The sequence below is a fragment of the Labrys sp. KB_33_2 genome (assembly GCF_052114505.1).
GTDB lineage: Bacteria > Pseudomonadota > Alphaproteobacteria > Rhizobiales > Labraceae > Labrys.
The window spans coordinates 94,181-120,154 of record NZ_JBFREW010000006.1 but is presented as its reverse complement, the minus strand read 5'-3'; the positions used below and the strand labels follow the sequence as shown (position 1 = coordinate 120,154).

Genomic DNA, 25,974 nt, shown 5'->3' with positions numbered 1-25,974 from the left:
TGCCGAGCACGGCACTCTCTGTTTCCTGGGAAATCGCCAAGCGGGAGATCTCGCGCCAAGAGTGCTTCCATCTGTCCATCCATCGGCATAACCGCCGTGATATGATCAAACACGAGAATGAACCCATGGCCTCACCTCCCTCCTGTCGCAGACGGATTGCGGCTATCCTGCTTGCGGGTCTTGTAAGCGGATTTCCTACCACCTCGGTGCTCGCGAGCGGGCGCTTGCCGCCGCTTCCGGTTCCAGCCCAGCACTTCGCCAATTTCGAGGCCTGTCTCGAACATCTGAAGGCGGTGCAGCGCACCCATATGGCCGGCGTGGCCGAAGGAGCCGTTGCCGATGGCGAAAACCGCACACGCCAGAAACTGGTCGACGGCGAGGGCATCATGCGTGTCGGTTCGCAGGCCGCTCGCTACCAGGCCCGCGTCGGTAATCAGTTCCGCGTCACCGATCGCCAGAAGGGCGTGATCGTCACGACCTTCAGCTATGAAGAAACCGCCCTCGAATGCCAGGGTGGCGAGCTGACGGGAAGCGTGACCTCGGGCTACATGCTGCCAGGCATGGAACAACTGCCCGATGCGACCAAGGCGCAGTGATTCTCATCCAAGCAATGAGGTAGCTTGACCCCATTCGAGTAATACCAAGCTGCAGGAATATCGAGGCTGCGACGGCGGCTGTTGGTGTGCCGGTCTTCGGACCGGCATCTTTCGGGGTAGAACTGCCGGCCCGAAGACCGGCACACCAACAGCCGCAGGCATCGAGAGCCAATCATTTCAACGCTCGGTAGGAACTGCGCCTCGGCCAAAGCGAGGTTTGCCCCTCACTGCCGCAAGATGGTGCCTTCGGCTGCCTTGCTCGCGGCTTCCTCTCGCGATGCGACATTGAGAACGCGTAGCAGCAGCGAGACGTGGTTGCGCACCGTGAAGGGAGAGATGGCCAGAGCCCTGGCGATCTCCTTGTTCGACTTGCCCTGAACGATCAGATCCAGAATATCCTGCTGGCGAGGGGTGAGTATCGGCATCAGATACGGGGCCTGGTCCGGGCCGGCCCAGGTTTCGAGCGCCGAGACGACTTGTTCGGCCGAAACCAGCTTGCCGTCAGAATCACCTGGCTGAGCCGTCAGCAAGAAAACCGTGGCATTGGGAAAGTGCCGGCGCACTTGCGCCAGCGTGTCCTCGCCATCCATTTCAATGATCGCCATCACGGCGCGGCGGCTTTCGATGGGAGGGGCGGAGGAGGAAGACGTCAAAGCAATCTGTCTCAATCGAAATGTCCTAGCCATCGCAGTGCGGTGATTTCCTGGCGGCTGCCGGACCTGCAACCTTGCTTGCTCTCCTTCTTTCATGCCTGCCTTTGACTGTCTGTTCCGCGCGTGACTCCGGAACAGGCGGTCAACCAATGGCTCAATCGTCGTTTTCTGCGGTGAGTTCTTCCGGCCGAAGGCCGGATTGGCGCGCCCCGCGACGCAGGCGCAGGCCCGGGCCGTTGCCATCGTCCTCGAGGAACTGGATGCCGGCTTCCTCGAAGGCGAGGCGCATGGCCGCCAGATCCTGTCTCTGCGGTACCCGACCGCCCTTTTCGAACTCGGCGATGATAACTTTCGGCACGCCGGACCGCTTCACCAGATCGGCAATTTCGAAATCCAGGAGGGCGCGGGCGGCGCGGCTGAGGGAAGGGGTGAGGGACATTGTAAACGCCTCATACGGATGAACAGGCCTATATTTGGCAACAATCGGCCTTAACACCAGATGTAGGAATCTGTGAGACGTTCGGCCAGTTCATCCCCCAACATCGCAGGAAAGAGTTTCCGTGCCTGATGTGATTTCTGAATCGGATTCGATGCTGTAGAGGAGGGCCCTGACTTTTCAAGGAAGGACACTCCCATGGTCAAGCGTCTTCATCCCGGCCCGCGTTTCTGCAAGGCGGTCGTCGCCAATGGCGTCGTCACCACGGCCGGAATCACCGCGGCTGATACCAGCGGCGACACCTCGGCGCAGACCGCCGACATCCTGGCGCAGATCGATGCCCTGCTGGCCGAAGCCGGCAGCTCCAAGGCGAACCTGCTCACGGCCAGCATCTGGCTGCGCGACATCGTTCATTTCGGCCAGATGAACGCGGTCTGGGACAAGTGGGTCGACATGAACAACCTGCCTGTCCGCGCGACCGTGGAAGCGCGCCTGGCCCTGCCGGAACTGTTGGTCGAAATCCAGGTTACCGCGACGGCCTGATCGTCCTGGTCAAGGCGTACCGTGCAGGGGAGACCGCGCCTTTGCGGTTCCAGGCAAGTCCGTCAATAAAGGAACGAACTGGCTCGACCTTTGTCATTGCCGGGCTTGAACCGGCAATCCAGCGCCCTTCCAGGCGTCGAAGGCGGGGCCGCTGGATGCCCGGGACAAGCCCGGGCATGACAAAGGCGGCGTTCCAGCCACTTCCGGACAATGCACCAGCGAAAGCTGCTCCGACTTTTCGGCCCTAGCTCCGTGCCACCCTGGCATAGGCATTCGCGGACATCCATTCGCCATTCTCGATCGGGCGGCCAAGGAAGGCGCTGAAATAGCGTTTCATGTCTACCCTGTCGCTCGCCTCGGGATGTTCGGCCAGCATGCGCCAAGCCTGCATGACGTGGCCATGTGTGAAAATGGCGATGCGTTCGAGGCCGAGCGCTTCGATGCGGCGGGCGGTGGTTCGTACGCGCTCCAGCATCTGGGCAAAGGATTCGGCGCCCGGACCGTCGACCCGTTTGGGATCGGCAAGATGCCAATAGGCGTCCACCAGCGGGCGCCGCTGCTCCATCGTGGTGTTCGCGCAGCGAACGGGCGACAGATAGGTGAATTCCTGCACCGGCCAGGTTTCGATCGGCACCGCCGCAAAACGCTCGGCCGTCGGCGCCGCCGTTTGACGCGCTCGCAGATAGGGTGACACGACAATCAGTTCCGGGGCTCGTTCGAATTTGGCCGCTACCATGCGCGCCTGTTGCCAGCCGGTTTCGGTAAGCGGCGCCGAAGAGGCGTCCTTGCTGGCAGCCCCGGCATTGGCGGTGCTTTCGCCGTGGCGGATCAGCCAGAGTTCACGCGCCATGCCGCCTCCAGGCAACCCGCAAGGGAAAGGATCTCACTCGAACGCCTCAAACGGACGTCGAAGCCGATCTTCCCGGTTGACCTGGCGGGCGTTGAGCTTGAGTTCACAGCCACCGCAAATGTCGGGGCGAGCCGTGAAAGCCTTGGACGCCTTGTCTTTCGCATCCGGTGTCCATTGCGAGGCGGAATTTCCCAACGCAGGAGCCTTGCCGGCCATGGCGGCCGGCTTCTTATGTTTGGGCTGCTCCACCGTCAGATCAGGCGGCGCGAATTCCTCTGCCAGGACGGAGGTGCCCAGCAGTGGCAGGAGGAGGAGGGCGGTGCAGGCGGACAGCTTCATGAGGAGCCCCAACGTCAGGCATTGCCGGCACGACAAGGTCGGACGAGTCGATGGCAATATTTTAGCATAGCATGCCCTCGACAAGGGGATAGAGGCTCTCGCCAAGGGGCTCCTGTGACGAGGTTCTTGCCTTGTCCACGGCCTTGTGGCTTGCTCCGCCGCAAGAAATGACAAGGAGCGACCTATGCCTGATCCGACACTCTGGGGACTTTTCGTTCTCGCATCGATCACGCTGCTGCTGACCCCAGGACCGGCAGTGCTCTTCATCGTGGCGCGCTCGGTCGAACGAGGCAAGGTCGCGGGCCTGGTCTCGGTCCTCGGCATCCATCTCGGCACCATCGTCCACATCGTCGCTGCCGCGGTCGGGCTGTCTGCCCTGATCGTTTCCTCGACCCTTGCCTTTTCCGTGGTCAAGTATCTGGGCGCGGCCTATCTGATCTGGATCGGCATCCGTACGCTGATGGCGCCGGATCTGCCTCTGGAGATCTCTGCCAAGTCGACCAAGCCGCTGCATCGGCTGTTTCAGGAAGGCTTCATCGTCAATCTGTTCAATCCGAAGACGGCGATCTTCTTCCTGGCCTTCCTGCCGCAGTTCGTCGACCCGGCGCGCGGCGGCTTGCATTGGCAGGTCCTCGTGCTCGGCTTCACCTTCATGGGGCTTGGCATGCTGAGCGATGCCATGTTCGCCCTGGCAGCCGGCGCGGCCGGGGATTTCCTGCGCCGCAGCCGCCGCTTCCTGCGGTTCCAGCGCTGGTTTGCCGGCCTGTCCTTCATCGGCCTGGGCGTGACGGCGGCGCTCGTTTCACGCAAGTAGGGATGCCTAGCGGGCGCCATGGCCCCGGAGATGGCAGGTCAGCGCCATGGCGATACAGTGCTGGAGGGGCGCATCGGGCGGCGGCGTCGCGGGATAGAACAACAAGGCGCGCCGGCCTTCATAGGTGAATATATCGGGGTAATGCGAGCGGTAGAGCTCGACGAGCCGGGTCTGGCAGGGCACGTAGAGCGCATAGCAATTTTCCGATCGCCGGTGGGCGTTGATCCGAATGGTGGTGCCGACCCGTTTGCGTACGGGATGGTAGGCGGGCTCACCCCATTTCAAGGTTTCCACCATGCCGCCGAGCTCGGGCAAGCTGGAACCGACCTCGAGGATCATCTCGCGCAACCCGAGCACGGGCTGGCAAAGGTGCTGCGGCAGAGCCGCGAAGGTCGACGATATGGCGGCATCGGCGAAAGGCAGCATGGGCAAGGTCGTCTCCGCTCAGAGACCGGCATGGTAGGATATTGGCCTTGATCCGGCTTGCCAAAACAGGGCCGTCGCGCGCATCGAAGCGGCCTCTTATCGATTTCGTCGATGGATAGGTTCTAGAGATGGCGACTATTCGTGCGCGTCATCCCATGACAGCATTCCCGCCTTCGGCACGTTGTCTACCGTGGCGTCAAGACGGATTGAGTAAGCGCGAGGCTGCATCATGGGCGAGTTGATCGACGGGCAATGGCATCGCACCGCCCCGGCCAAGCTGATGGCCGACGGCAGGTTGAAGCGGCCGCCCTCGGTGTATCGGAACTGGATTTCGTCCCAGGCGGACGCGGCCTTCAAGGCCGAGGCTGGGCGCTATCATCTCTATGTCTCACTGGCCTGCCCCTGGGCCCATCGTACCCTGATCATGCGCAGCCTCAAGGGGCTGGAGAGGTTGATCGGCATCTCCGTGGTCAACTGGTTGATGGGAGAGGACGGCTGGAGCTTCGATCCCGGGCCCGGCGTCGTGGCGGATAATGTGAACGCTGTCACCAAGCTTCACGAGCTCTATACGCTGGGGGATCCCGGCGCCACCACGCGCGTTACCGTCCCCGTGCTTTGGGACAAGGCAAGCCGGCGCATCGTCTCCAACGAATCGGCCGAGATCATCCGCATGTTCAATTCGGCTTTCGATGGCATTGGTGCCAGCCCCGGCGACTACTATCCGAGCGACCTGCGCACGGAGATCGATACCGTCAACGAACGCGTCTATGAAAGCCTCAACAATGGTGTCTATAAGGCGGGCTTCGCCACCACGCAGGCCGCCTATGAGGAGGCGGCGAAAGCCGTCTTCGAAACCTTGGACTGGCTGGAGCACCGGCTCGAACGCCAGGCATTCCTGCTGGGCGAACGCATCACCGAGGCCGACATCCGCCTGTTTACGACATTGCTGCGCTTCGACCCGGTCTATCATGGCCACTTCAAATGCAACCGGCGCATGATCACCGACTACCCTGCACTTTGGGACTATACGCGGGCGTTTCATCAGCATCCGCTTATCCGGCCGACCATCGCCATGGATCACATCAAGGGGCACTATTATGCCAGCCACCCCTGGATCAATCCGGGCCGTATCGTGCCTCTCGGCCCCGATCTCGACTATGATGCCCCCATCTCCGGTTTGCGCGCCTCGGCGGCCCGGGCCGCGTAATGTCCCTCAACGGGCTCGATTGCTCTTTACCGCCGGTTCGACCGGCATCCTGGCAAAGGCTTCGCGCAAATGATCGGCGAGCAGCCCCGCCGCCCGCGTCAGGCCGGGGCCGGCATGGAGCCTGATCTCGGCGCCGGGCAGGGCGGGTAGGCCTTCTTCCGGCGAAAGGCTTTGCAAGCTGCGCGGCAGGAAGCTCGATTTCACCACCGTGACCGCCAGTCCCTGGGCCGCAATCGCTTCCACTGTCGCCAGATTATGGGACACGAAAGCCAGCCGCCACGGCCGCTGCGCGGCATCAAGGGCCTCGATTGCCCATTTACGGAAGAGACAGCCCATCGGATAGAGTGCCACCGGGAGAGGATCGATGAGCCAGGCCCGGTGCGCCGTGCTGGCTGCCCAGACCGGCTGCTCCAGCCGCAGCAATTCGCCGTCCTCATGCCCCCGGGCATGCATGGCGATGACGAGATCATAGCTTTCGCCGAGGCGGCCGAGCATGGTGCTGGTCAGGCCGGTTTCCATCTCGACATGAATACGCGGATAGAGGGTGAGGAAGCGCGCCAGCAAGGCGGGCAGAACGTGGCTTCCGTAATCATCCATTACACCCAGCCGCACGCGGCCCTCGAGCCGATGTTGGCGAAGCCTGCCGACCGCCTCCTCGTTCAGGGCGAGGATGCGCCGCGCATAGGTGAGTAGGCCTTCACCGGCCTGGGTCAACTCGACCGTGGTGGTGTTGCGACGGAACAACTCCGCGGCGACCCGCATTTCGAGACGCCGAATCTGCATGCTCACGGCTGATTGCGTGCGATTGAGCCGCGCGGCCGCCCGCGTGAAGGAGCTATGGTCGGCCACGGCCAGAAAGGCTCTCAAGAGATCAGGATCGAGCAACGGCAATGTCATCACACATCATGATGATGCCTATGCGAGAAATGCAATTTCCTTGTGAGTCCCCTCCCGGCACTCCGAGCAGCATTGTCCTTCGTGATGGTGGCGCCTGGAAGGTTGCCTGTCAGAGACCCGTTCCGTCGAGCCTATGCACAAGGCACGATGGCAGCGACCAGGCGGGGCATCCTGCGTGCTCTAGACAGCTCTGCTCTTCCCGCTCGCTTTCCATAGGCGGGGAAGGCTCCTTGATAATTCGTTCGGAACCCGGGATAAACTCGTCGAGACAGGTGAACTTCCGGAAAGGGAAGCCATGGACGGAGCATATTTATCGGCTTTGGCGGCCCTTGCCGGATCGAGTATCGGCGCATTCGCATCCTTTGCAACGACGTGGCTCAATCAGAGTTATCAGCAAAGAGTTCAGCGTCTTTCCAACGAAATGTCACGGCGAGAAAGAATATTTGGAGAATTTATTGACGAAGCATCGAAAGTATACGGCGATGCTATGGAGAATAATTTAACCGATTCGGGGAAATTGGTTAAACTTTACTCCATTAAAAATAGAATGAAATTATTTTCAGGAGACGAGGTGATCGCCAGGGCCGATGAAGTTCTGGAAACCATCGTCAACAGATATTCTTCAGAGAAGGTCGATTTCTCTCATCTGGACGCCAAGAAGCTCCCGGAATACGACCTTTTGTATGGTTTTACAGAAGCGTGCCGGAAGGAAATCGTTCGCTATTAATCGGAGAATAGCGGACAGGAATGGCCTCCGTCAGCTCGTGGCTTCTTGGCCCAGAGTTGAGCAGGTCGATTTGCGAGCTCCGCCGAACCGCCAGGCATCGAAAGCCCATGAGACAACCGCAAGGATGGTGCGGGAATCTGATTCGCAGTGCCACGGATGCGGAAGGCAACTCAACATACCGCAATCGAGTGGTCATCACATTCCGTGATGATATTCATCAGACAAATGCAATTCTCTCGAACGGTGTGCCTGCGCTATCCATGCTCGTGACCACGCAGCGGGAGCAGGGGTAATGTGGGGTGTTCTGGCGGCCATCCTGTCGAGCGGCATCGGGGGTACCGCTGTGGTCGCCACGCGGTCGCTCTCGAAGACGATCGACCCGATCACGCTTGGCGCACTGCGTTTCGGCCTCGGCTTCCTCTTTCTCCTGCCCGTTGCATGCCTGCGCCGCGAAGCCTGGCCGCCGCGTCGCGACTGGCCGGGCGTGGTCGGGCTGGGCCTCTTGTTCTTTGGACTGTTCCCGATCCTGTTCAATGCGGCGCTCTATTTCACCACGGCAGCGCGCGGCGCCATTGCCTTGTCGGCGTTACCGGTCTTGACCATGCTGGCGGCCTCGGCTCTGCGCGCCGAGACCATGAATGCCCGCAAGGTCCTGGGGGTCCTGGTTACCATGTCCGGGGTGACGCTCGCGCTGCTCTCGGGCCTCTCCACAGCACCGCCGGGGGCCTGGCGGGGCGACCTCCTGATGCTCGGGGCGGCGCTTGTCATGGCTCTTTATACGATCTGGTCCCGGTCTTTCATCGCTCGTTCGGGACCCGTTCGTTTCACGTTGACAGCGATGGGTATCGGCGCGCTCTGCCTCGTCTCGGTCGCAGCAATCGGCGGAGGATTGACCAATCTTCGCTGGCTCCCGTCGGAAGCCTGGCTTGCCGCCGGCTATCTCGGCATTGTCGGCAGCGCGCTGGTCTTCTTCCTATGGTCTTTCGCAGTCACCCATACGACGCCGACGCTGGTGGCGATCGCGGTGGCGGTCAATCCGATCACCGCCAGTCTGGCGGGAGACCTATTCCTCGGAGAAAGGCTTGGCTGGAACTTCGCAGGGGGTCTTGGCCTGGTCTGCCTCGGCATCGTCATCGCCGCGACCAAGTCCGGTTTGCGGCCGGAACGGCCATTCAGCGAGAAACGTCGGTCTCGCCTCCGAACACGACCCCGCGATTGAACTGGTAATTATAACCCGCATGAGCCCCGAAACTGGAACCGAGGTCCGAGGAGGATCGGCTGTTGCCATCCGTGCTCAATTTCGACCTGCCCTGGGACAGGCCGGCATGACCGCCGGCATAAAACCCCGTCCAATCATAGGGGCCTGACGCCTTCTTGGAATCCAAGGGCGGCGGAGCGAATTTGTTCTCCTTGAGAGCAAATCCATCGGCGAAGGCAGAACCGGCAAACAGCAGCAGGGCGCCAGTAGCGATGGCAAGGGTCTTCATGGTCGTCTCCGGCAATTCGGCTGGTTGGTCGCAGAATCTACAGAAGAATGCGACCGAATGAAGATCACACTCGCATGAGAGGCCCCGAGGAGACTGCCAACATGCCCTCGCAATATCCTCAGACTTTGCGATGGAGGCGCAGAGGCTTGGTTGCTTCGCGCACCACGGTGCCCTTCGCCTCGAGATCGAGTTGAACGGCTTTCAGCCACCAGCCGGCCTTCGCGCCGCCCGGAAAGAGAGCCTGCGACAGCAAGGGCAACAAATGCTGCTTGGCTTCGGCTACCGTCAGGCCAGGCGAGGTTTCGGGCAAGACGGCAAGGAGCGCCGTTTTCATCGCCTCATACTTGGCCTTGTCGACACGAACGACATGCCCGGGTGACACCACGTTCTGGATCGCAATCTTCTCAACCGGCATAGTGACCAACCCCGCCTTTCACATAATCGATCTTCGGCGCCCGAAAACCCATAGCGATCCAGGCCGAAAGCAGCTTCCACATGAAACGTCCCGAATGCGAGGCGTAGCTGGGCATGTCGTCTTTGCGTTCGAAGCCGGCTCTCCGATCCCCGGTCATCACCCGCATTTCCAGGGCGGGTCGATCGCTGGCGGCAAAGCGCTGCCTGTAGAGGCTCAGCCAGTGCCCTTTTTCGAATTCGAGAAACATGGGAGCGTTGCAACAATGCGCCAGGACACGCCGGGTCTTGGCGGTAGGCGTCAGCCGGTATTCACGCAGCAACTCGGCTCCCGCGATGCAACGAACTCTGTCCTTTCGGTAGAGCACGAAGGCTGTGCCACCGTCGTCCTCCGCCATCCCAGGCGCCCCTGGCAGGGCCTCAATGCGTTCCCTAGCGGTACGGCAACTCGTGCAATGGCAGACAGCGGTGACGATGGGGGCGTCGGCCGCTTCGAGCACGACCTGTCCGCACAGACAGGTGAGAGGGAGAGCCCTTCCATGCAGGTGCGCCATAACCTTGTCCCCCCGAGTCGCTTCATTAACTAGACTGTACCGTCCAGTTTGATTTGTCAATCCGGATGGTCTATTCGCGAACCGGTGCTATCCAGGGACAGGGGGCATGGCGACCATGAGCAACGGCGCAAGAATTCGGGTCGAGCGTACACGCAAAAGCATCGTTGCGGCGGCAACCGACCTCTTCCTCAAGCACGGCTTCCTGGCCACCAACATGGATGAGATCGCGGCGACGGCCGATGTGTCGAAGCAGACCGTCTATGCCCATTTCCAGAGCAAGGAGACGCTGTTCCTCGAAATAGCGAGCGGCATGACGGGGCAGGCCGGCGACGAGTTGCAGGAACAGGTCGCCGATCCGCCCGACGATCTCCCGATCGAGAAATTCCTGCTCGAATTCGCCGAACTTCAGCTCGCATTGGTGATGACACCGCGCCTGCTGCAATTGCGGCGCCTGGCGATCGCCGAGGCCGAGCGTTTTCCCGACCTCGGCAAGGTGCTTTACGAGCGCGGCCCGATGCGCTCGATCAACCGGCTGGCGACGATATTCGCACGCTATGTCGAAAGGGGCCTCATCCGTACATCGGACGTTCGAGCCGCCGCCGCCTTCTTCAACTGGCTGGTGATGGGGGGACCGGTCAACGATGTCATGCTCCTGGGCAATGGAGCTATACCGAAGCCGAACGTGCTGCGAGCCCATGCCGGAGAGGCGGTTCGCATCTTCCTGGCTGCCTATCAGGTCGACGCCAAGGGGTGAGCCCGGGGCGCCGCCCCGGTTATGCCGCGAAGCTCGACCGACAGCCCTAGTCGTGCCTCAACCGCGCCGATGCGCGATCCAGCCGCCCCAGAACAGGCTCGAGAAGAACAAGGTCGGCTCCTCGAAGCCGGCCTGCGTCAACATCTCAGCCACATCCTGGTCGGAAGCAGGCGGATCGGCCCCTTGCCGGATCTTGCCCAGCTTTGCCTCGATCTCGTCGGCCGATGCTCCATGCATACGCCAGCGCTCGCCCCAGGCCGCCAGGAACAGCGGCCTGCTCGCATAGGCATGCCGGTTGCCGGCCAGGATGAGAGGTGCCCCAGGCTTGAGACGGGCCGCCAACGCCTTGAGGATGTCTTGCTTGGCGGAAAGGCCGCGCAAGTGGTGCAGAACGCCGATCAAACTCGCGGCGTCATAGACGGCCTCCTCCGGCAGAGCCGCAAGCTCACCCAGCATGGGCGTCGTTCGCGCCGTGAGGCCGGCCTCGCCGACAGCGGCCATCGCGAGTTCGAGCATGGGAGCCGAAGGATCCACGGCGGTAAAGTGCCAGAGGGGCTCGAGGCGGGCCGCCGAGATAATTTCCTGGGCGGTGCCGCCGGCTCCAGCCACCAGAACCCGTGCGGCGCGGCCAGGGCCCAGATCGGCGGCGAGCAGGCAGGCGCCGAGTTCGTGGCACGCATCGTAGCCCGCAAGGGCGATACGGCTTTGGACCGCATATTCGGCGGCCCGGCCGGTATCGAATTTTGCGGCTGCCGTGTTTCCGGTCTCGATCATGATCTTCTCCCTGAACATCGCTCCTTTGCTTGGGAGAAGCGATGCCGGGAAGGCCGCTTCTTATGCTGGTATAAAAGCTGACAGCGGCCGGCCCACGTCAGTCGATTGCCTTCAATTCTTAGCAAAGCTCTCGGCCAGCCAGGACCGCATCATCGCATAGGATCTCGCGGCGGCCTTGGCATCGTAGCGGCAATTGCCGGTCTTGCCGGTTGCCTCGGTTTCCGTAAAGCAATGCACGGCATGGCCGATCTCGACAAATTGCCAGTCGGCCGGGCTGCTCCGCATCTCTTCGGTGAATTTGGGCACGTCCGGAATGGTGGCGGTATCGTCGGCCCCGTTGATGGCGAGCACGCGTGCCTGGATGGTCTTGGCCAGGGCCGGGTCGTCGGTGCCGAGGCCGCCATGGAAGGAGATCACCGCCTTCGCGTCGGCGCCACTGCGCGCCAAGTCGAGCACGGCACTGCCGCCGAAGCAAAAGCCGATTGCCGCCAACCGGGACTGGTCGATCGGTGCATTGGTGGTGTTGACCTTCAACTGCTCGAAAGCCTTGTCGATGCGTTTGCGCATCAAGGCGCGGTCGCCATAGAGCGGGGCGATGGCAGCCTTCGCTTCCGTGTCATTCTTGGGGCGGACACCCTCGCCATACATGTCGGTGAGCAGGATGACATAGTCCTTGCCCGCAATCTTCTTGGCCTTCTCGATGGCGGTGTCACCCACGCCATACCAGTTGGGCACCATGACCAGGCCGGGGCGCTTGGCCTTGGGGGCATCGTCATAGATCAGCAGGCTCTTGAAGGTCGTGCCATCCAAGGTCCAGTCGACCGGCTTGACCACCATCTTGGCGAAGGCGGGCGTGACAACGAAAAGCGCAAGCAAGGGCAGAACGAGACGGGTAAAGCGCATGGGATGTCCTCTCGACGGCGGATGAAACCTTGTCGGGCCATCATGCTATCAGAGCAAGCCGGCTTTCAAACCTGCCTGGCGATGGTCCCGATCACATTGACGAGAAGCCGTGCCGCCGTGAGCGCCGACAGGCCGCTTTCATCGGCGGGCGGATAGAGCTCGACGAGATCGAAGCCGGCGATCCTGGCTCGCTTGCCGAGGCCGGCGATCAGGTCGATCACCTGGGTATAGCTGAGGCCGCCCGGCGTGCGGGCCGCCACCCCGGGCAAGATACCCGGATCGAGGCCATCGCAATCGAGGGTGACGACGACCTGCGCTCCAGCAGGAATGTGCCGAAGCGCAGCCTCGATGCCTCGGGCGTGAATCTCGCGAACAGTCACCAGATGGCTGCCATAGCTTCGGGCTGCCTCGATTTCCGCCAGGCGGGCACTGCCGACGCCGCGCATGCCCACCTGCACGATGCCGGCGACGTGCCCCATCTCGCTCGCGCGGCGCATCGGGCTGGAATAGCCATGGCGCTCGCCATGCAATTCGTCGCGCCAGTCGATATGCGCATCGATCTGCAGGATCCAGATCGGGCCGCGATCGGCAAAGCCGGCAAGAAAGGGAATGGGGATGGAATCATCGCCGCCAAGCAGGAGGGGGATGGCGCCTGCCGCAAGGATCTCGCGCGTCTTCGCCTCGATCCGGTCCCGGTTCGCGGCATTGTCGCGCATGACGGTCTCGATATTGCCGACATCGACGCATGAAGCGGGTTTGCCATCGAAGAGCGGCCCGCCGAGGTCGAAATCCCAATGCTCGACCAGACCGGCATCCTCCTGGCTGGCGGCGCGGATGGCGTCCGGCGCCAGGGCATAGGGAGCACTGTCCTTGACGGGATAGGTGCTGCCATGGCCGGCACCGAAGATCACCATTCGGGGCTTGCGGTCGCCGGCAAGGCGGGCGGGAAAATCCAGGAAGGTGGGCATGGCGGTCATTGGGGTCCAATCCTGCGACGGCAGTTCAAGAGATGGTACCCTCGATGATCTCGAGCGGGAATCCCGTCTGCTTGATGGTTTTGGTGACGATATAGGTGAAATAGCGGTCGATACCGATCTCAGCCTCGAGCAAGCCGTCGATCAGGCGCTGGTAGGAATCGATATCGGTGGTCACCACGCGCAGGAGATAGTCGATGCCGCCGCCCACGGCGTCGCAAGCGACTATGGCCGGCTCGCGCATGACGGTGGCTTCGAATCGCTGGAAATCCGCCTGGCGATGGCTCTTGAGCGTGATCTCGACCAGCACGGTGGCAAAGCGCCCCAACCGCGCGGCGTCGATGACAGCGCCGTAGCGGGCGATCGCACCGGCTTTTTCCAGACGGCGCAGCCGCTCCCAGCACGCGGCGGCCGACAGGCCGGCCTCGGTGGCGAGGTTCAACTTGGTAATGCGGCCATCGCGCTGCAGGGCCGCGAGGATCTTCAGATCGATCTTGTCGAGTTTCAACATGGCGCCGGCGAATGGATTGGTATAATACGGATAGGCTTGGGTATTGTATCAGGACAATTTCATGTCACTCTCCAATTCTGACCGGTTCGGACGATTTGTCGAATCGCGCGCGCCTCTTGCGGCGGCGGCAGAATGGCGACCAGTCCTATCGCGCCGCAAGGGCGTGACCAAGCACAAGCTGCTGACCGACCTGATCATCGCGGATGTCGAGGCCGAGATCCTCAAGCCGGGAACGCGCATGCCGACCCATCGCGATCTTGCTCACGCCCTCAAGGTTTCGGTGCAGACGGTCAGCATCAGCTACAAGGAAGCGGAAAGGCGCGGGGTTCTGCGGGGCGAAGTCGGGCGGGGCACCTTCGTGCGGGACCGGGTTACCGAGCGCGCCGAGCGCTTCATGCTCGACCGCTCCCCCGGCCAGACAGCCGACCTCTCCATCATCCGCGCCGTCTACACCGAAGCGCATGAGCGCGCCTCGCGGCAGGTGATGGCGCGCCTGAGCGACGGAGACAACAGCGCCTTCATGCGCACCTGCCGCCCAATTGCCGGGCTCGACCGTCACCGGAGCGCGGCCAGGATCTGGCTGCGCGGGCTCGGCGTGGAGGCGGAAGCCGATCGCATCCTGATCACCAATGGCGCGGCCCACGGCCTCTTCCTGGCCGTGGCATCGGTGGTCCATCCCGGTGACCTCGTGCTCACCGAAAACCTGACGGATCACGGCATCATTGGGCTGGCCACGTTGCTGGGCTTCACCCTGCGTGGATTGCCAACGGATGCCGAAGGCATACTGCCCGAGGCCCTTGAGGCCGCCTGCGCATCCGGGGGCGTCAAGGCGATGGTCCTCATTCCCTCGCTGGGAAACCCGACCAGTCACGTGGCCGGCGCCGGACGCCGGCGGGAGATTGCCGACATCGCTGCCCGCTATGGCATCTTCGTGATCGAGGACGAGGTCTACAAACCCCTGCTCGATGAGCCCTTGCCCTCGATCGCCCAGATGCTGCCGGAACTCGGCTTCTTCGCGACGTCGATGACCAAGTCCGTGATGACCGGACTGCGCGTCGGCTATCTCGTGGTGCCGCCGGCCTATTCGATCCGTGTCGGCAGCATCATGCGGGTGACGAGCTGGAGCGCCACCAACCTGCCGGCCGAAATAGCCTCGCTCTGGATCGAGGACGGCACCGCCCAGGCCCTTGTCGGCCTGCAGCGCCAGGAAGCACGTGCGCGCCAAGCCATCGTGACCCAGGTGCTCGGAGACATCGTTGCTTCCAGTCACCCACTCTCGCTTTGCGCCTGGCTGAAGGTGCCGCCCCGTTGGACGGAGGAAGGATTGGTGCGCGCTCTTGCCCAGCGCGCCATCGCGGTCACGCCTTCCGACCCCTTCGTTGCCGGCGAGCTTGGCGCCGGCGGCATCCGCGTCTGCCTCGGCGGACGGTTGTCGCATGCCGCGCTGGCGGAGACGCTCGCCTCGGTGCGGGCCACTTTCGAACAGTTGCCGCCCGTGTTCGACGCACGGTTGATCGGCTGAGGCAGATCTGTATCATTACAATATAATAATTGACATGATTTTTGTATCGTAACACCATCCCGTCCAAGCCAGGAGGGGTGGGTTCGATGCCAGTCGCGGTCACCATCGACGAGATCAAGAGCGCCCGTGCGAGGATCGCCGGGCATGTGGTCCGCACGCCGCTGCTTCATGCCCCCTCCCTGTCGCAAGACGGTTCGCCGGTTCATCTCAAACTGGAGACGCGCCAGACCACCGGTTCCTTCAAGCTGCGCGGCGCGACCAATGCCGTCCTCTCCCTTGACGCGTTTGCCCCAAAGGGTGCCGCGGGGATCGTCACCGCCTCGACCGGAAATCATGGCCGCGCGGTCGCCCACGCTGCCAAGGTGCAGGGCATCCGGGCGGTGGTGTGCATGTCGCAACTGGTGCCGGCAAACAAGGTCGAGGCCGTCCGCTCGCTCGGCGCTGAGGTGCGTATCGTCGGCCATTCCCAGGATGACGCGCAGGAAGAGGTCAACCGGCTGGTGGCCGAGGAAGGCCTTGCTGAAATCCCACCCTTCGACCACCCGGCCGTGATCGCCGGGCAGGGAACGATCGGGCTCGAAATCATCGAGGACCTGCCGGAGGTCGAACTGGTGCTGGTGCCGCTGTCGGGCGGTGGGCTGGCAGGCGGGATCGCCGCAGCCGTCAAGACGCTCCGGCGTCAGGCCAAGGTCATCGGCATTTCGATGGAACGGGGCGCCGCCATGCATGCCAGCCTGCTGGCGGGCAAGCCGGTTGAGGTCGAGGAATTGCCGACACTGGCGGATTCCCTCGGTGGGGGCATCGGGCTCGCCAATCGCTACAGCTTCGGCCTATGCCGCGATTTCCTCGATGAAGTCATCCTGCTGAGCGAAGAGGAAGTGGCGGCTGGGATCCGGCATGCCTTCGCCGCCGAGGGCGAAATCGTCGAAGGAGCCGCGGGCGTCGGTATCGCCGCTTTGCTGGCCGACAAGGTCAGGCCGTCGGGACCGACGGCGATCGTGGTGTCCGGCCGCAATATCGACCCGGGCCTTCATCGTCGCATCGTCGAACAGGGAGTGGCGGCATGATCGTGCTGACCGAAGCCGAATTGCGCCGTTGCGTGGCGCTGGATGCGGATGCCGTCGATTGCGTCGAGCGGGCCTTCCTGGCCCTCGCGACTGAAGTGGTGGCGATGCCGCCGATCCTAAGGCTCGACATCCCAGAGCACCGCGGCGAAGTGGACGTCAAGACGGCCTATATTCCCGGTGTCGAGGGTTTTGCCATCAAGATCAGCCCGGGCTTCTTCGACAATCCCCAACTCGGCCTTCCCAGCCTCAACGGCCTGATGGTGCTGCTGAGCAGCCGGACCGGCCTGGTCGAAGCCCTATTGCTCGACAATGGCTATCTGACACAGATCCGCACCGCTGCGGCAGGCGCCGTTGCCGCCCGCTACCTTGCGCGGGCCGATGCCCGCATAGCCGCCATTATCGGTGCAGGCGAGCAGGCCCGGCTGCAGCTCGAAGCGCTCCGCCTGGTGCGGCCGATCAGTGAGGCCCGGCTCTGGGCTCGCGACGCCGCCAAGGCCGCGACTGCCGCCCAAGACCTGTCGCAGCGCCTCGGTATCCCGGTCGTGCCTGCCGCCAGCGTGGAGGGTGCCTGCGCCGGGGCCGATGTCATCGTCACCACCACACCGGCCGAAACCCCGATCCTCAAGGCCGAATGGCTCTCGCCCGGGCAGCATGTCACGGCGATGGGCTCGGATTCCGAGCACAAGAACGAGGTGGATCCAGCCGTCTTCCGCAAGGCTTTTTATGTCGCCGACAGTCTCGCACAGACAAGGCGGCTTGGCGAACTCGCCCATGCCATCAAGGCGGGAACCGTCGGAGCCGATGCGGTGTTTGCCGAACTGGGACAGGTGATCGGCGGCACGGCCAAGGGGCGTCGGAGCGATGCCGACATCACGCTTTGCGACCTGACCGGCACCGGCGTGCAGGATACCGCCATCGCCACGCTCGCTTTTCAGCGGGCCGCCGCCGCCGGAGCCGGCCAGACTTTCGAGACAATCAAGGGAAAATGACGGAATGATTGTGCCCACGCTCAATTTTAGCCGCGAGGAATATGCGGAGCGCCTGGCCAAGACGCGAGCGGCCATGGCCAAGGCGGATATCGATCTGCTTGTTGTCACCGACCCTTCGAACATGCACTGGCTTACCGGCTATGATGGCTGGTCCTTCTATGTCCATCAATGTGTTCTCGTCGCCGGCGAGGGAGAGCCCGTGTGGTTCGGCCGGGGACAGGACGCCAACGGCGCCAAGCGCACGGCCTGGCTCGCCCACGACAATATCGTCGGCTATCCCGATCACTATGTGCAGTCCACCGAACGCCATCCGATGGATTACCTCTCGGGCATCATCGAGCAGCGCGGCTGGGCCAAGGGTACGATCGGCGTCGAAATGGACAATTACTGGTTCAGCGCCGCCGCCTATGCCTCGCTGGTCCGGCATTTGCCCAATGCCCGCTTCAAGGACTGTCTGTCGCTGGTCAACTGGCAGCGGGCGATCAAGAGCCAAACCGAAATCGACTATATGCGCAAGGCGGGCCGCATCGTCGAAGCGATGCATCGGCGCATCCTCGACAAGGTCGAGCCCGGCATGCGCAAGAGCGATCTCGTTGCCGAGATCTATGATGCCGCCATTCGGGGCGTCGACGGTTTCGGCGGCGACTATGCCGCCATCGTGCCCCTGTTGCCGTCGGGCGAGGAAGCCTCCGCGCCGCACCTGACCTGGAACGACCTGCCGATGAAAAGCGGGGAGGGAACGTTCTTCGAGATCGCGGGCTGCTACAGGCGCTATCATTGTCCGCTATCGCGCACCGTCTTCCTCGGCAAGCCGACCCAGGCCTTCGTCGAGGCCGAAAAGGCGACCGTGGAGGGAATGGAGGCCGGGCTTGCGGCAGCCAAGCCCGGCAATACCTGCGAGGACATCGCCAACGCCTTCTTCGCGGTGCTGAAGAAGTACGGCATCGTCAAGGACAACCGCACCGGCTATCCGATCGGCCTGAGCTATCCGCCGGACTGGGGCGAGCGCACCATGAGCCTGCGGCCGGGCGATCGCACCGAGCTGCGGCCCGGCATGACCTTCCATTTCATGACCGGAATCTGGCTTGAGACCATGGGCCTGGAGATTACAGAGAGCATCCTGATCACCGAAAACGGCGTGGAATGCCTCGCCAATGTGCCGCGCCAACTCTTCGTGAAAGCATGAACGCCGATCCGATCCTGCGCCCGTCACCGATCAGCGCCAGCGTCGATTTCGACGCTAACGGCATCCAGCATGGCCATCTGCGCCTGCCCTGGAGCCGGGACGATTCTGCCTGGGGATCGGTGATGATCCCGGTCACCGTGGTGAAGCGTGGCGAGGGGCCGACGGCCCTTTTAACCGGCGCCAATCATGGCGACGAATATGAGGGGCCGATCGCCTTGTTCGACCTCGCCCGCACGCTTACGGCGGAGGCAGTGAACGGGCGCATCATCATCGTGCCTGCCCTGAACTACCCGGCCTTTCGGGCTGCCAGGCGCACCTCGCCGATCGACAAGGGCAATCTCAATCGTAGCTTTCCCGGACGCCCGAACGGCAGCGTCACCGAGAAGATCGCCGATTATGTCACGCGCTGCCTGCTGCCTCTGGCCGACATCGTGCTCGATTTCCATTCCGGCGGGCGGACTCTCGATTTCCTTCCCTATGCCGCGGCGCACGAATTGCCTGACAAGGCGCAGCAAGATCGCTGCTTTGCCGCCGTGGCGGCTTTCTCCGCTCCCTGGTCGATGCGCATGATCGAGATCGATGCCGTCGGCATGTTCGACACCATTGCCGAGACAGCGGGCAAGGTCTTCGTCACCACCGAGCTCGGCGGTGGCGGCACCGCCACGGCGCGCTCGGCCGGCATCGCCAAGCGCGGAGTCGCCAATTTCCTCAGGCATGCCGGCATCCTGGCCGGGCAGCCTGTTGTCGGCGAGACGCGCTGGCTCGACATGCCTTCGTCTGACTGTTTCGGCTTCAGCCCGGAAGAGGGACTGGTCGAGTTCCTCAAGGATCTTGGCGAACCCGTCGTCAAGGGAGAAGTCTTCGCCCGTATATATCCGCTCGGCCATACCGGCCGCGCGCCCCATGAGCATCGGGCAGCGCTGGATGGCCTGCTGGCGGCCCGCCATTTCCCCGGCCTCGTCAAGGTCGGCGACTGCCTCTCGGTCATCGCAACGACCGAGGAACATGCCTGACAACCGACAATCGACCTGCCGGAACCAACCGGGTAGGCACCTTCACCAGACAGGAGAATGAGATGATGAAACTGCCCCGACTTGCCGGCCTCGCCGGATTGGCTCTCGCCATGAGCGTGGCCAGTGCCCAGGCCACGACGCTCGAAGAGGTCAAGAGCAACGGCTTCGTCCGCGCCGTCACGGCCAACGAAGTACCCTATGGTTTCACCAAGGAAGACGGCACGGCCGCCGGCATCGGTCCGGAAGTGGCTATCGCCGTCCTCAAGAAGATGGGTGTCAGCGAGATTGCCTGGACGGTCGCACCCTTCGGTACCTTGATCCCCGGCCTCAAGGCGCGGCGCTATGATTTCGTCGCGGCCGAGCAGAATATCTCGCCCGACCGCTGCAAGCAGGTTTCCTTCACCGAACCCAATTCCAGCTATGGCGAAGGCCTGCTGGTCAAGGCCGGCAATCCCAAGAAACTGACGACCTATGCCGATATCGCCAAGGACCCCACGCTCAAGGTCGCGGTGGTTTCGGGCGCCAACAATATCGACTTCCTGCGCGCTGTCGGCGTCAAGGATAGCCAGGTCGTCTTCATCCAGGCCAATGCCGATGCCATCGCCACGGTGAAGAGCCGGGCCGATGCCTATGCGGCCACCGAGCTCACGGTTGCCAGCCTCGCCAAGGGGCAGACGGAGGTCGAACAGGTCAAGCCTTTCACCGATCCGGTCGTCAACGGCAAGCCGGTGCGCAACTATGGCGGCTTTGCCTTCCGCCCGGAAGACAAGGACCTGCGCGAGGCCTACAACGCTGCGCTCGTGGAGTTCCGCAAGAGCGATGAATACAAGGCGATCCTCGCCAATTACGGGCTGAGCGAGGTCAGCATCAAGGCCGCTGCCGAAAAGAAGGTCGCCGATCTTTGCGCAGGCAAGTAAGGCGCATTTAACCCTCCCCTGAAGGGGGAGGGTCGACACCTCGTGTCGGGGTGGGGTGCCTCTTCGCAAAACCAGCGATCACCATTGTCATGATGGCGCCTCCACCCCACCCCGACCTTTCAGGCCGCCCCTCCAGGGGAGGGTAAAGCACGCCAATCCTCGAGCAATAGACGAGGGAGCCTCATGCACTGGATCTCCTATCTGCCCGCCCTTGGCAGGGGCGCGCTGATTACCGCCGAGATTACCCTGGCCTCGCTGGCCATTGGCGCTTTCCTGGCCTTTCTGGCTGGGATCGTCAGGGTCGAGGGGGGCCGCATCCTGTCCCTCATCGCACTTTGCTATACCGAGATCTTCCGCGGCACCTCGCTCCTGGTGCAGTTGTTCTGGTTCTATTACGCCCTGCCTCTCGTCGGTTTTTCCTTCTCGCCGGTGTCGACGGGCATTCTCGTGCTCTCGATGCATGTCGGTGCCTATGGTTCGGAGATCGTGCGGGCCGGCCTCAAAGCGGTGCCGCAACAGCAGCATGAGGCGGCGCGGGCCCTGAATTTCGGCCCGGTACACAAATTGCTGCACATCACGCTGCCCCAAGCCATCGTCGAGATGATGCCGGCCTTCGGCAACCTCGCCATCGAGACCTTGAAGCTCTCCTCGCTGGTGTCCTTCATCTCGATCGCGGACATGACCTTCCGCGCGCAGACCTTGCGCAACCTGACACAGGACAGCACGACGATCTACACCCTCACTCTCGTCGGCTACTTCCTGATGTCGCTGGTGATCATGCTGGCCATGCGCTTCCTGGAACGCCTGGCGCGACGCGGCGGCGCCTTTCCAAAGGCGGTGCAATCATGATGTACGGTTTCGAATGGGATCCCTCGACGCCGTTGACCTATGCGCAGTCGATCCTGCCGATCCTGCTCATCGGCCTCACCGTGACGCTGCAGGCCGCCGCCGCGGGGTTCGCCATCGCCCTGGTCCTGGGCCTCGTCTTCGCCTTGATGCGGCGTAGCCGCTTTGCCGTGGTGAGCTGGGGGACCGCCTTCGTCGTCGAGTTCCTGCGCGACACGCCACTCCTGGTGCAGCTCTTCTTCCTCTATTATGTTCTGCCCGATTACGGCATTGCCTTGCCGGCCTTCCTGACGGGTGCCATCGCACTCGGCCTGCAATATTCGGCCTACACGTCGGAGGTCTATCGCGGCGGCATCGAAGCGGTGCCGCGCGGCCAGTGGGAGGCCGCCACTGCCCTCAACATGTCGCGCTGGCAACTCTACCGAAACGTCATCATTCCCCAGATGGTGCCGCGCATCCTCCCCACCATGGGCAATTACCTGATCGCCATGCTGAAGGAAACGCCGGTGCTCTCGGTGGTGACCGTGCTGGAAATGCTCGGCCTCGCCAACATGATCGGCGAGAACACCTTCGAATATCTGGTGCCGCTGAGCATGGTCGGCGTCCTCTTCCTCATCCTTACCCTGGTCTGTTCCGCCGGCGTCCATCGGCTGGAAAGGGCCTTGCCGAAAGCAGGGATACCGATGCGATGACCGCAAACGCCCAATCCGACATCATCCGCTTTTCCAATGTAAGCAAGCGCTTCGGCACGCTGACGGTGCTGCAGGATTTCGACTTCACCGTCGCGCCGGGAGAGAAGGTTTCGCTGATCGGTCCTTCGGGATCAGGCAAGACCACGGTGCTGCGTATCCTGATGACGCTCGAACCCTTTCAGGACGGCACGCTGGAACTTGGCGGCATTGGCTATCACGAACCCGGTGGCCACGGCCCGTTCAAGGCCAGCGAGCGGCATCTGCGCCAGATCCGCACGCAGGTCGGCATGGTGTTCCAGAGCTTCAACCTGTTTCCGCACATGACCGTGTTGCGCAATGTGGTGGAGGCGCCCATCGCCGTTCTCGGTCTGAAGCGAGAGGAAGCTGAATGCCGGGCCCTCGATTTGCTCGGGATGGTCGGCATGGTCGACAAGAAGGATCACTTCCCAAGCCAGCTTTCCGGTGGCCAGCAGCAGCGTGTGGCCATTGCCCGCGCCCTCGCCATGCGGCCGCGCGTGCTGCTGTTCGATGAACCGACATCGGCCCTCGATCCCCAGCTCGTCGGCGAGGTTCTCGGTGTGATCCGCTCCCTGGCCAGCGAGCATGATCTCACCATGCTGCTGGTCACCCATGAAATGCGGTTTGCCCGCGAGGTTTCCGATCGCGTCTGCTTCTTCGACAAGGGCAGGATCGTTGAGCAGGGCGAGCCCGATCGCATCTTCTCCAATCCCGAACAGGCGCGGACGCGCGAGTTCCTGCAGTCGGTGTTGTGAGGCCGATAATCTGTCGGCGCCGCCCGGCAAATACCGAGGCTTTGACGGTAAGGGAGGGGGCGAAGCGAGACATTCTCACGGCGGCTCGGGCTAGCCTTGCAGACATGACGCCACCGGAGTTTCTTCGATGATCGCCACAGCTCTGAAACAAATCGGCCATCCCGCGCTCGGCCGGCTGAACGACCGACGACTGTTCAGGGAACTCGCCTATATCGACGGCCGCTGGGTCCAGGGACGGCAAGCCGCGAGCTTCGAACTGCGAGATCCTGGGTCTGGCGCCATTCTTGCCCATATCGCCAGCCTGGGCGCCGACGAGGCGGGCAGGGCGGTCGATGCCGCGGCGAGAGCCTTTCCAGCCTGGAAGGCATTGCCACCTCAGGAGCGGGCCGCCCGCCTGCGCGCCTGGCATCAGCTCATCCTTGCCGCCCGCGAGGATCTTGCCTTGCTGATGACACTGGAGCAGGGCAAGCCTCTGGCCGAAAGCCGCGGCGAGATCGACTATGGCGCCTCCTTCGTCGAATGGTATGCGGAAGAAGCCAAGCGCGTGAACACCGAGAGCGTGACCAGCCACCTTCCCGGGGCGCATATGCAGGTTAGCCGCGAGCCCCTCGGCGTCGCGGCCCTGCTGACGCCCTGGAACTTCCCTTCCGCCATGGTAACCCGCAAGGCTGCCGCGGCGCTGGCCGCCGGCTGCACGGTCGTGCTTCATCCGTCGTCCTATACGCCGCTCTCTGCCCTTGCCCTGGCTGAGCTGGCAGAACGCGTCGGCTTGCCCGCAGGCGTCTTCAACGTCGTCACCGGCGAGGCTGCTCCGATCGCCAGGCGCCTGTGCGAAGATACCCGCGTGCGGGTGGTCAGCTTCACCGGTTCAACCGAGATCGGGCGTCTGATCGCCGCCCAATGCGCACCCAGCGTCAAGCGCTTGGTGATGGAACTCGGCGGCAACGCGCCGCTTATCGTCTTCGGTGACGCGAATCTGGATCGGGCGATCAAGATCGCGCTCGATGCGAAATTCGCGACCTCGGGGCAGGATTGTCTGGCGGCCAATCGCATCTTCGTCCAGCGCTCGCTCTACCCAGCCTTCTGTGAGGAATTCAGCCGGCGCGTCGCCGGGCTCAAGCTCGGGCATGGCCTGGAAGAAGAAACCGACATCGGTCCGCTCATGCATGAACGGGCCGTCGCCCGCACCAAAGAGCGCATCGCCGATGCCTTGCAGCGAGGCGCCCGCAAGTTGACGGGTGGCGACATTGAATCCGGATCGCTCTTCGTGCCACCGACCGTCCTCGCCGACGTCCCCGATGACGCCCTGATCATGCGGGAAGAGGTCTTTGCACCGGTTGCAAGCGTCACGCCCTTCGACGACGAGCAGGAAGTGGTGGCGCGCGCCAATGCCACGGAGTACGGCCTTGTCGCCTATGTCGTCACCGAGAACACCGGCCGGGCGCTGCGCATGAGCCGCGCACTGGAATACGGCATGGTGGCCGTCAACCGCGTGAAGCTGACCGGTGCGCCCATCCCCTTCGGCGGTGTCAAGCAATCCGGCATGGGGCGCGAAGGCTCGCGCCACGGCCTCGAAGCCTTCACCGATCTCAAATATACCTGTCTCGACCTCGCTTGACTGTTTCGACCTCGCCTGAAAGGAGCCGACATGCTCGACCGCGCCGTTTCCGACAATGAACTCACCGCCTGGGATCGCGATCACTTCTTCCATCCCTCGACCCATATGGCCCAGCATGCCCGCGGCGAGACGCCCAACCGCATCATCACCGGCGCGGAGGGGGTCTACATCACCGATCGCAATGGCAAGAGCAGTCTCGACGCCTTCGCCGGGCTTTACTGCGTCAATGTTGGCTATGGCCGTACCAAGATCGCCGAGGCGATCGCCGAACAGGCAGCGCAGTTGCCCTATTACCATGCCTATGTCGGGCATGGCTCCCAGCCCTCGATCACCCTGGCCAAGATGATCATCGACCGGGCGCCGGAAGGGATGAGCCGGGTCTTCTTCGGCCTGTCGGGTTCGGACGCCAACGAGACCAACATCAAGCTGGTCTGGTACGTCAACAATGTGCTGGGCCGCCCCGAGAAGAAGAAGATCATCTCGCGCTGGCGCGGCTACCATGGTTCCGGCCTGATGTCCGGCAGCCTCACCGGCCTTGCCGCCTTCCACAATCTGTTCGACCTGCCCAAGCCGCCTGTCCTGCACACCGAGGCCCCGTATTATTTCCGCCGGGAAGATCGTTCGCAGACCGAGGAGCAATTCGCCGATCATTGCGCCGCCAAGCTCGAGGAACTCATCCAGGCCGAGGGGCCTGATACGATTGCCGCCTTCATCGGCGAACCCGTGCTCGGCACGGGGGGCATCGTGCCGCCGCCCCGGACCTATTGGGAGAAGATCCAGGCCGTTCTCACCAAATACGACATTCTCTTGATTGCCGACGAGGTCATCACCGGATTCGGGCGGCTCGGTTCGATGTTCGGCTCGGATCATTACGGCATCAAGCCCGACCTGATCACCATCGCCAAGGGGCTGACCTCGGCCTATGCGCCGCTCTCCGGCGTGATCGTGTCGGAAAAGGTCTGGCGCATCCTCGAAAAGGGCTCGGACGAGTTCGGCGCCATCGGGCATGGCTGGACCTATTCTTCCCATCCGCTCTGCGCGGCTGCGGGCGTGGCCAATCTCGAACTCGTCGACGAACTCGACCTGGTCGCCAATGCCGGCAGCGTCGGCGCCTATTTCAAGCAGGCGCTGACGGATGCGCTCGGCGCGCACGTCCATGTCGGCGAAGTGCGCGGCGAGGGATTGATGGCAGCCGTCGAACTCGTGCGGGATCGCGACGACCGCGCCTTCTTCGACGCCTCCGAAAAGGTCGGGCCCCGCGTGGTTGCCGCCATGCTGGAGAATGGCGTGATCGGCCGGGCCATGCCGCAGGGCGACATCATGGGCTTTGCTCCCCCACTTTGCCTCACCCGCGAGGAAGCTGACATCGTGGTGTCGGCAGCAGCCAAGGCGGTGAAATCGGTGCTCGGCGCGTAGTCGGGTACCAGACTGTACGACAGGGAGCGTTTCCTGGGATCGCAGGCTTCCAGCCTGTTCTTGGAAACGCTCCACTTGT

31 protein-coding genes and 1 pseudogene are annotated in these 25,974 nt (G+C 62.9%); 18 read left to right on the top strand and 14 right to left on the bottom strand.

The genetic code is table 11. The features are described from left to right. The first annotated feature begins 224 nt into the window (after window positions 1-224). Window positions 225-596, top strand: a complete 372-nt coding sequence (locus tag AB4037_RS12850) for a hypothetical protein (RefSeq protein WP_441771776.1) — start codon at window positions 225-227, stop codon at window positions 594-596. Between the two features lie 224 nt (window positions 597-820). Here AB4037_RS12850 and AB4037_RS12845 read toward each other — a convergent pair whose 3' ends face one another. Both AB4037_RS12845 and AB4037_RS12840 read right to left on the bottom strand, forming a co-directional pair. Further along, on the bottom strand, window positions 821-1,264 hold the full coding sequence (locus AB4037_RS12845) for a response regulator transcription factor (protein WP_441771775.1): 444 nt from the start codon (window positions 1,262-1,264) through the stop codon (window positions 821-823). 139 nt (window positions 1,265-1,403) lie between these two features. Next, entirely contained in the window at window positions 1,404-1,688 is a 285-nt protein-coding gene (locus tag AB4037_RS12840) for a hypothetical protein (RefSeq protein ID WP_441771774.1), read from the bottom strand. A 195-nt stretch (window positions 1,689-1,883) separates the two neighbouring features. Between AB4037_RS12840 and AB4037_RS12835 the strand changes: the two genes are divergently transcribed. Beyond that, entirely contained in the window at window positions 1,884-2,228 is a 345-nt protein-coding gene (locus tag AB4037_RS12835; RefSeq protein WP_441771773.1) for a RidA family protein, read from the top strand. A gap of 244 nt (window positions 2,229-2,472) precedes the next feature. Here the strand turns inward: AB4037_RS12835 and AB4037_RS12830 are convergent, their stop codons facing one another. Then, a complete protein-coding gene (locus tag AB4037_RS12830; RefSeq protein WP_441771772.1) occupies window positions 2,473-3,078 on the bottom strand; it encodes a histidine phosphatase family protein in 606 nt (201 codons plus the stop codon). A gap of 33 nt (window positions 3,079-3,111) precedes the next feature. Beyond that, window positions 3,112-3,417, bottom strand: coding sequence for a hypothetical protein (locus tag AB4037_RS12825; protein WP_434956509.1), 306 nt, complete (start codon window positions 3,415-3,417; stop codon window positions 3,112-3,114). A 184-nt stretch (window positions 3,418-3,601) separates the two neighbouring features. Between AB4037_RS12825 and AB4037_RS12820 the strand changes: the two genes are divergently transcribed. Beyond that, complete coding sequence (locus AB4037_RS12820; protein ID WP_434956508.1) at window positions 3,602-4,231, top strand: LysE family translocator; 630 nt, start codon at window positions 3,602-3,604, stop codon at window positions 4,229-4,231. A 6-nt stretch (window positions 4,232-4,237) separates the two neighbouring features. On the opposite strand, the gene AB4037_RS12815 is transcribed toward AB4037_RS12820, so the two are convergent. After that, window positions 4,238-4,663 (bottom strand): DUF1801 domain-containing protein, encoded by a 426-nt coding sequence (locus tag AB4037_RS12815; RefSeq protein WP_441771771.1) that lies wholly within the window; start codon window positions 4,661-4,663, stop codon window positions 4,238-4,240. Window positions 4,664-4,886: 223 nt separating this feature from the next. Here AB4037_RS12815 and AB4037_RS12810 point away from each other — a divergent pair, with 223 nt between their 5' ends. After that, on the top strand, window positions 4,887-5,864 hold the full coding sequence (locus AB4037_RS12810; RefSeq protein ID WP_441771770.1) for a glutathione S-transferase family protein: 978 nt from the start codon (window positions 4,887-4,889) through the stop codon (window positions 5,862-5,864). 6 nt (window positions 5,865-5,870) lie between these two features. Here the strand turns inward: AB4037_RS12810 and AB4037_RS12805 are convergent, their stop codons facing one another. Next, window positions 5,871-6,761: a LysR family transcriptional regulator gene (locus AB4037_RS12805; protein WP_441771769.1), complete on the bottom strand. Its 891-nt coding sequence runs from the start codon at window positions 6,759-6,761 to the stop codon at window positions 5,871-5,873. 295 nt (window positions 6,762-7,056) lie between these two features. Between AB4037_RS12805 and AB4037_RS12800 the strand changes: the two genes are divergently transcribed. Together AB4037_RS12800 and AB4037_RS12795 are read left to right on the top strand one after the other, a co-directional pair. Continuing rightward, the gene (locus AB4037_RS12800; RefSeq protein ID WP_434956504.1) at window positions 7,057-7,488 is read left to right on the top strand and encodes a hypothetical protein; all 432 of its coding nucleotides are present in this window, start codon (window positions 7,057-7,059) and stop codon (window positions 7,486-7,488) included. 292 nt (window positions 7,489-7,780) lie between these two features. Then, on the top strand, window positions 7,781-8,707 hold the full coding sequence (locus tag AB4037_RS12795; RefSeq protein ID WP_441771768.1) for a DMT family transporter: 927 nt from the start codon (window positions 7,781-7,783) through the stop codon (window positions 8,705-8,707). Here AB4037_RS12795 and AB4037_RS12790 read toward each other — a convergent pair. From AB4037_RS12790 to AB4037_RS12775, 4 genes and pseudogenes are all read right to left on the bottom strand, one after another. After that, window positions 8,661-8,975 carry a hypothetical protein gene (locus AB4037_RS12790; protein WP_434956502.1) on the bottom strand — a complete coding sequence of 105 codons (315 nt, stop codon included), beginning with the start codon at window positions 8,973-8,975 and terminating at the stop codon, window positions 8,661-8,663. The genes AB4037_RS12795 and AB4037_RS12790 overlap by 47 nt on opposite strands. A gap of 118 nt (window positions 8,976-9,093) precedes the next feature. Beyond that, complete coding sequence (locus AB4037_RS12785) at window positions 9,094-9,390, bottom strand: DUF6958 family protein (protein ID WP_441771767.1); 297 nt, start codon at window positions 9,388-9,390, stop codon at window positions 9,094-9,096. Beyond that, window positions 9,380-9,784 (bottom strand): hypothetical protein, encoded by a 405-nt coding sequence (locus AB4037_RS12780; RefSeq protein WP_434959765.1) that lies wholly within the window; start codon window positions 9,782-9,784, stop codon window positions 9,380-9,382. Before AB4037_RS12780 ends, AB4037_RS12785 begins: the two co-directional genes overlap by 11 nt. Window positions 9,785-9,832: 48 nt before the next feature. Continuing rightward, window positions 9,833-9,940, bottom strand: a pseudogene (locus tag AB4037_RS12775) (GFA family protein); the annotation flags it as partial. A gap of 106 nt (window positions 9,941-10,046) precedes the next feature. Between AB4037_RS12775 and AB4037_RS12770 the strand changes: the two are divergent. Continuing rightward, window positions 10,047-10,694, top strand: a complete 648-nt coding sequence (locus tag AB4037_RS12770) for a TetR/AcrR family transcriptional regulator (protein WP_441771766.1) — start codon at window positions 10,047-10,049, stop codon at window positions 10,692-10,694. A 57-nt stretch (window positions 10,695-10,751) separates the two neighbouring features. Here the strand turns inward: AB4037_RS12770 and AB4037_RS12765 are convergent, their stop codons facing one another. The 4 genes from AB4037_RS12765 to AB4037_RS12750 form a co-directional block, all read right to left on the bottom strand. Further along, entirely contained in the window at window positions 10,752-11,468 is a 717-nt protein-coding gene (locus tag AB4037_RS12765) for an SAM-dependent methyltransferase (RefSeq protein ID WP_441771765.1), read from the bottom strand. A 111-nt stretch (window positions 11,469-11,579) separates the two neighbouring features. Further along, complete coding sequence (locus tag AB4037_RS12760; protein WP_434956498.1) at window positions 11,580-12,371, bottom strand: dienelactone hydrolase family protein; 792 nt, start codon at window positions 12,369-12,371, stop codon at window positions 11,580-11,582. A gap of 65 nt (window positions 12,372-12,436) precedes the next feature. After that, window positions 12,437-13,348, bottom strand: a complete 912-nt coding sequence (locus AB4037_RS12755) for an agmatinase (RefSeq protein WP_441771764.1) — start codon at window positions 13,346-13,348, stop codon at window positions 12,437-12,439. A gap of 25 nt (window positions 13,349-13,373) precedes the next feature. Continuing rightward, the gene (locus AB4037_RS12750; protein ID WP_434959641.1) at window positions 13,374-13,853 is read right to left on the bottom strand and encodes an Lrp/AsnC family transcriptional regulator; all 480 of its coding nucleotides are present in this window, start codon (window positions 13,851-13,853) and stop codon (window positions 13,374-13,376) included. A 64-nt stretch (window positions 13,854-13,917) separates the two neighbouring features. On the opposite strand from AB4037_RS12750, the gene ehuR reads away from it, so the two are divergent. The 11 genes from ehuR to AB4037_RS12695 all read left to right on the top strand — a co-directional run bounded on the left by ehuR (window position 13,918) and on the right by AB4037_RS12695 (window position 25,895). Further along, the gene (gene ehuR / locus AB4037_RS12745) at window positions 13,918-15,378 is read left to right on the top strand and encodes a MocR-like ectoine utilization transcription factor EhuR (protein ID WP_441771763.1); all 1,461 of its coding nucleotides are present in this window, start codon (window positions 13,918-13,920) and stop codon (window positions 15,376-15,378) included. Window positions 15,379-15,464: 86 nt separating this feature from the next. After that, entirely contained in the window at window positions 15,465-16,445 is a 981-nt protein-coding gene (eutB, locus tag AB4037_RS12740; protein WP_434956495.1) for a hydroxyectoine utilization dehydratase EutB, read from the top strand. Continuing rightward, a complete protein-coding gene (gene eutC, locus AB4037_RS12735; RefSeq protein WP_441771762.1) occupies window positions 16,442-17,434 on the top strand; it encodes an ectoine utilization protein EutC in 993 nt (330 codons plus the stop codon). Before eutB ends, eutC begins: the two co-directional genes overlap by 4 nt. A gap of 7 nt (window positions 17,435-17,441) precedes the next feature. Beyond that, a complete protein-coding gene (gene doeA / locus AB4037_RS12730; protein WP_441771915.1) occupies window positions 17,442-18,620 on the top strand; it encodes an ectoine hydrolase DoeA in 1,179 nt (392 codons plus the stop codon). Further along, entirely contained in the window at window positions 18,617-19,633 is a 1,017-nt protein-coding gene (gene doeB / locus AB4037_RS12725; protein ID WP_441771761.1) for a N(2)-acetyl-L-2,4-diaminobutanoate deacetylase DoeB, read from the top strand. The genes doeA and doeB overlap by 4 nt, the downstream gene beginning before the upstream one ends. Before the next feature lie 65 nt (window positions 19,634-19,698). Then, complete coding sequence (gene ehuB / locus AB4037_RS12720; protein ID WP_441771914.1) at window positions 19,699-20,550, top strand: ectoine/hydroxyectoine ABC transporter substrate-binding protein EhuB; 852 nt, start codon at window positions 19,699-19,701, stop codon at window positions 20,548-20,550. A gap of 183 nt (window positions 20,551-20,733) precedes the next feature. Beyond that, window positions 20,734-21,399, top strand: coding sequence for an ectoine/hydroxyectoine ABC transporter permease subunit EhuC (ehuC, locus tag AB4037_RS12715; protein WP_434956492.1), 666 nt, complete (start codon window positions 20,734-20,736; stop codon window positions 21,397-21,399). Beyond that, on the top strand, window positions 21,396-22,088 hold the full coding sequence (ehuD, locus tag AB4037_RS12710; RefSeq protein WP_149255167.1) for an ectoine/hydroxyectoine ABC transporter permease subunit EhuD: 693 nt from the start codon (window positions 21,396-21,398) through the stop codon (window positions 22,086-22,088). Before ehuC ends, ehuD begins: the two co-directional genes overlap by 4 nt. Continuing rightward, entirely contained in the window at window positions 22,085-22,861 is a 777-nt protein-coding gene (gene ehuA / locus AB4037_RS12705) for an ectoine/hydroxyectoine ABC transporter ATP-binding protein EhuA (protein ID WP_434956491.1), read from the top strand. The genes ehuD and ehuA overlap by 4 nt, the downstream gene beginning before the upstream one ends. A 127-nt stretch (window positions 22,862-22,988) precedes the next feature. Further along, window positions 22,989-24,479: an NAD-dependent succinate-semialdehyde dehydrogenase gene (locus AB4037_RS12700; protein ID WP_441771760.1), complete on the top strand. Its 1,491-nt coding sequence runs from the start codon at window positions 22,989-22,991 to the stop codon at window positions 24,477-24,479. 30 nt (window positions 24,480-24,509) lie between these two features. Beyond that, window positions 24,510-25,895 carry an aspartate aminotransferase family protein gene (locus AB4037_RS12695; protein ID WP_441771759.1) on the top strand — a complete coding sequence of 462 codons (1,386 nt, stop codon included), beginning with the start codon at window positions 24,510-24,512 and terminating at the stop codon, window positions 25,893-25,895. Window positions 25,896-25,974: the final 79 nt, after the last annotated feature.